Origin of the sequence: Methanobrevibacter sp. (assembly GCF_017447225.1) — an archaeon.
Taxonomy (GTDB): Archaea; Methanobacteriota; Methanobacteria; order Methanobacteriales; family Methanobacteriaceae; genus Methanocatella.
On the sequence record NZ_JAFSNZ010000069.1, the window covers coordinates 1 to 5,630 of the forward strand.

Below are 5,630 nucleotides of genomic sequence, written 5' to 3' on the forward strand. Positions count from 1 at the left end.
ATTATATGCTGTTCCTTGACTAATTCCATGTTTATTAATGATGTCGTTTATTGGTTCATCATGTAAAACGTCTAAAATTACATATAATTTATTTAAAACTCGTGTATCATTCTCTAACTTTTTGATTTCCGTTTGAATCTCGGAAATAATCCCAGGATATTCTTCAATTAATGTTTGATTAGACATGATTATAATATTTATAATCAATAGCATTTATAATTTTCAGTGTCGAGTACTATATTATAGTTAAACAATCATGTAAAATTATAATTAAAAAATTAAAAATAATAAAATAAAATAATAGATTTGTATTTGAATAGACATTATACAATATAATTTTTAAACAAAACAAATGTTCTAAATTTAAAGACTATGAAATAATTAAAAAAATAAGAAAATCGAAGCGAAGTATAAAAAAATATATAATAACTCTATTAGTGAAATGAAAATAACCTGAATTCATGATTAATTAATTTAAAGCAGTTTCATAAAATATATTGTAAAATATATTATTAAAGTTCTCCATAAAAATTTAATTTTGGAGAACTTTCTACGATTACTTTTTGAATTTTCTTAACTGAACTGATCCTATTGCTAAAATAACCAGCAACAATACGAATAATGGATTACCTGTTGGATAATCAGATAATATAATTCCATCATGATGTTCAGGGATATCTGTCTGATTATGTTTTGGATTAACTTTAATTGCACCAGTCGCATTTGCCGGCAAGTATTTATCGTCACCAGAGTAGTGTACTTTAATATCATGAACTCCGAGCTGTAATCCAGGAACAATAAATATTGCTTTACCGTCTTTAATTTCAGCAGCGTAACGTTCACCTTCAATTTCAATCGTTATTGTACCTGTTGCATCATTTGGAACAGTTACTGTTATAACTCCATCTTCGCCAATGTAAATTTCAGGTGCGTCAATGTTTACTGGAGGTGTGAGTTTTAACACGTTGAATGATGTTGAATTTTCGCTTGGAAGATATTTTTCAGTTCCATTATAGTAAACATGAACATCTTTTTGACCAGCTTTTAAATCAGGCACGATTAAAGTAGCTTTTCCTTCATCATCTATTCTGACAGTATAATTTTTACCGTCAACAGTGACAGTCACGTTTCCGCTGACACCATTCGGTCCGACAACAATATTAATTATTGCATCCTCACCCACATAGATATCATCTGCAGTGACAACGACAGTTGAAGGTAAATCCCTTACATGGAATAGACTGCTTGTATTTACACTTGTGTAATTTTCATTTCCAGGATATAGTGCAAATGCAGGATATGGGCCGACAGGCAATCCCCAGATATTCCATGTCGCATTTCCTTTATAGTCTATTTTGCTGGATGCGGCCAAAAGACCTGTTGTTATTACACCATTTTCAAGCGGAATTTCAACAGTTACCCCATTGACAGTGACAAATACAACTCCCGGAGCATTTACAGTTACATTTAATATTTCAACTTCGCCAACCCAAATGTCCTCAACTTCAATTGTAATTATCGGAATTAATTTTGCAACATTAAATATGCCTGCTGTTGAATTCTGCAAGTATTTGTCATCTCCACCATAAACGACAGTTACATTGTAATTTCCTGCGGCCAGGTCATCTACCGGAAGTTCTACAATTCCATTCACAATAGGAACATTGTCATAGACTCTACCTCCAACAGTAATGTTTACAGTTCCTGTCGCATCTTCAGGCAAGACAGTTATTAAGTTCTCGACATCACTGTATGTGATATTGTATGTGTATAAATCGATTGGAGTGTCAACTCTTTCAGCAGTCACATTGTCACTGGTGTACTTATTATTAGTTATGTTAGTATCATTTTCATTTGACTCGACAACAACAGAATTTTCTATGATTCCACTTTTGATAATTCTGACAGTCAATGTTAATGTCTGAGTTGATCTATTTGTGAGTTTTCCTATATACCAAATGTTTCTGCTAGCATCGTAAATACCCTGTGATGCATTATATTGAACCAAGGTTACAGAATTTGATAGGTTTTCGGTAACATTTACATCTGTTGCATCGCATGGTCCATTATTATGCACTGTAATCACATAGGTCAAATCATCACCAACATTTGCCTGTGTTACACTTACGGTTTTATTGACTTTAACATCCACAATCGGAAGGACAGTGACATTTTCAGATGTTGCGTTTTTAACAGTTGTGTTCTCACTGCAATTTACGAATGCCACATTTTCAACTGTTCCGTTTGAAATTGCTTTAACTGTTATCAATAATGTTGCTTTTGATCCATTTTGAAGTTTTTTAATACTCCACATTCCTGTTGAAGCGTCATATGTACCAAGAGAACTTTCATATGTGACAAATTCAAGATAATCTGAGAGAATATCACTAACAGCAACATCAGTAGCATTGCTTGGACCGTTATTTACAACAGTTATGGTATATTCAATCAAATCATATACATTTACTAAAGTTACATTAACCTTTTTGGTAATTTCCAAATTAACGACAGGCAAAGCTGTGATATTATCAATTGAATCATTATTGTTGGATTTATTGGTATCATTTTCATTGCCGTTTACAACAACAGCATTTGAAATAGTTCCATTTGAAATTACTTGAGCCCTGATAATTAACTGTGCGGATGATTGGTTAGCCAAATTGCCGATGTACCAAATTCCACTGGTTACATTATAATTACCGCCATAAATAAGATAAGCAGTCATATTAAGGTACGGACTTAGAACTTCTGATACTGTCACATTTGTAGCATCACAAGGACCATTGTTTTTAACAGTGATTGTGAATTGAATGAAATCATAAATATTAACATATTTGCTTTCCACATCAACAGTTTTAGTGATTTGTAAATCAACGACAGGCAATGCAGTGATATTTTCGATTGAAGCATTATTGTTGGATTTGTTAGTATCATTATCGAAACTGTTTACCGTGACCACATTAGCAATTGTACCATTTGAAATAACTTGAGCAACAATAATTAATGTGGCAGTTTTACCATTATCTAAAAATCCAACGTTCCAAGTAAAGTTATCATACTTTCCAACACTTGCATTATAAGAGACTAACCTGAGATGAGGATCTAAACTTTCTAAAACATATACTCCGCTTGCATTGCATGGACCATTATTTTTCACAGTAATATTGAATTCAACGAAGTCCAATACATTAATAGTGCCTGTGACATTGGATTTTTTGGTAATTTCCAAATCAGCATGTGCAGTAGCATTAATAGGATCAATATCATCTCTATTATTAGATTCATTAGTATCAGTTTCAAAACTGTTAACAACAACTTCATTTTCAATTAATCCAGAATAAACAGCCTGAGCAACAATAACTAATTTCACAGTTGATCCATTAGCTAAATCACCTATAGTCCATGTAAATCCATCATAACTTCCAACACTCGCATTACATGAAATTAATTTAAGATAAGGACTTAATATTTCACTGACATAGACACCAGTCGCATTAGACGGACCGGCATTGTGAACCAAAATAGTGAATTCGACTTCACCAGTGACATCCATTTCACCAGTAACATTTGATGTTTTATTAATGCTTAAATCAACAAGAGGTTTTGCTTCAATAAGAGCTTCGCCCCAATTGTTATACATATTAGTGTCATTCTCATATGAACTTACAACAACCACATTGTCAATTGTACCATTTACAATAGTTTGAACTACAATAGTTAAAACAGCAGTTGAATTAACACCCAAGTTTCCAATATACCAATATCCTCCGGTATAATTGTAATAACCCACTTTAGTTTCGTTTTTAATTAATTTAAGACTAGAACTTAAAATTTCAGACACATTAACATTTGTAGCATTGGACGGTCCATGATTTACAACGGTAATTGTATACTCAACGAAATCAGTTACATTAACAACACCCCTTGTAATATTAGATATTTTGGTAATTCCCAAATCAACGATAGGTAAAGCAGTAATGTTATCAATTGAAGCATTATTGTTGGATTTGTTAGTATCATTTTCATGACTGCTTACAACTACAACATTTGAAATAGTTCCATTTGAAATTACCTGCGCTTGAATAATCAAATCTACAGAAGTGTGATTAGCCAGGTTTCCAATATACCAAATACCTTCAGTTACATTATAATAACCTATCCATGTTAAATTGGCCGTCATTTTAAGATAAGGACTTAAAACTTCAGATACTGTTACATTTGTAGCATCACAAGGACCATTGTTTGTAACGGTAATAGTAAATTGTATTATATCAGAAACATTAACGAATCTGCTTTCGACATCAACATTTTTAGTGATTTCCAAATCTACAATCGGCAAAGCAGTGATATTTTCTATTGAAGCATTATTGTTAAATTTATTGGTATCATTATCAAAACTGTTTACAGCAACCACATTAGCAATGGTTCCGTTTGAAATAATTTGAGCAATAATGGTCAGTGTAGCAGTTTCATTGTTGTTTAAATATCCGATAACCCAAGTATAATTATCATAAGTACCGTTAGTGACATCATAAGAGACCATATGTAAGTGAGGATCCAAACTTTCTAAAACATATACTCCGCTGGCATTAGACGGACCGTTATTCGTGACATTAATTGTAAATTTAATATAATCGGTTACATTTACTGTACCTGAAACATTAGATTCTTTTGTAATAGTCAAATCCACATGTGCAAGTGAGATTATCTCAGAGATATTCGCCTTATTGTTTGATAAATCCGTATCATTTTCAAAACTTGTTACAACAACTTCATTTTTAATAAAACCAGAATAATCAACTCTAGCAACAATAATTAATGTTTTTGTATCTCCGACATTCAAATTGCCAATTGTCCAAATATTTCCTTCATAAATAGTGCCATTGCTAGCATTGAATGAAATCAATCTCAAAGCAGAATCCAAAGTTTCATTAACTTTAACCTGAGTAGCATTACAAGGACCGTTGTTCGTAACAGTGATTGTGAATTCAATTATGTCTGTCACATTGACAGGACCCTCAGTACTGGATACTTTAGTAATAGCTAGATCGACAATAGGCAAAGCAGTAATATTATCAATTGAATCATTATTGTTTGATTTATTTGTATCATTTTCATTTGATGTTACAGTGACTGTGTTAGATATTGTACCATTTGTAAGGACTTGAGCTTTAATAACTAAAAATACCGTAGATTGGCTAGGTAAATTACCTATATACCATACACCAGTAGTTACATTATAGTCGCCTATCCAAGTGGAATATGAAGTCATGTTAAGAAGAGGGCTTAACACCTCATTGACAGTTACATTAGTGGCCTCACAAGGACCATTGTTCCTAACAGCAATAGTAAATTGAATTTCATCAGATACATTTACATATCTGCCCTCAACATCCACATCTTTAGTGATTTGTAAATCAACGATTGGAAGAGCAGTAATGTTTTTAATGGAATCATTGTTGTTGGACATGTTAGTATCATTATCGTACCCATATACAACGACAACATTTGAAATTGTACCGTTTGAAATTACTTGAGCAACAATAGTCAATGTAACAGATTCATCGCCATCCAAATAACCGATATTCCATGTGGTGGATCCGTCATAAGTACCTTTAGTGGCATTTGCG

General features: G+C 32.5%; 2 protein-coding genes. Both read right to left on the minus strand.

Annotated features, from left to right (window positions below; translation table 11 throughout):
* On the minus strand, nt 1-186 hold a 186-nt coding region (locus tag IJQ68_RS06680), incomplete at its 3' end, for a hypothetical protein (protein WP_292798482.1).
* A 370-nt stretch (nt 187-556) separates the two neighbouring features.
* Nucleotides 557-5,630, minus strand: a 5,074-nt coding sequence (locus IJQ68_RS06685; protein WP_292798484.1) for an Ig-like domain repeat protein, incomplete at its 5' end; no start/stop codon positions are given.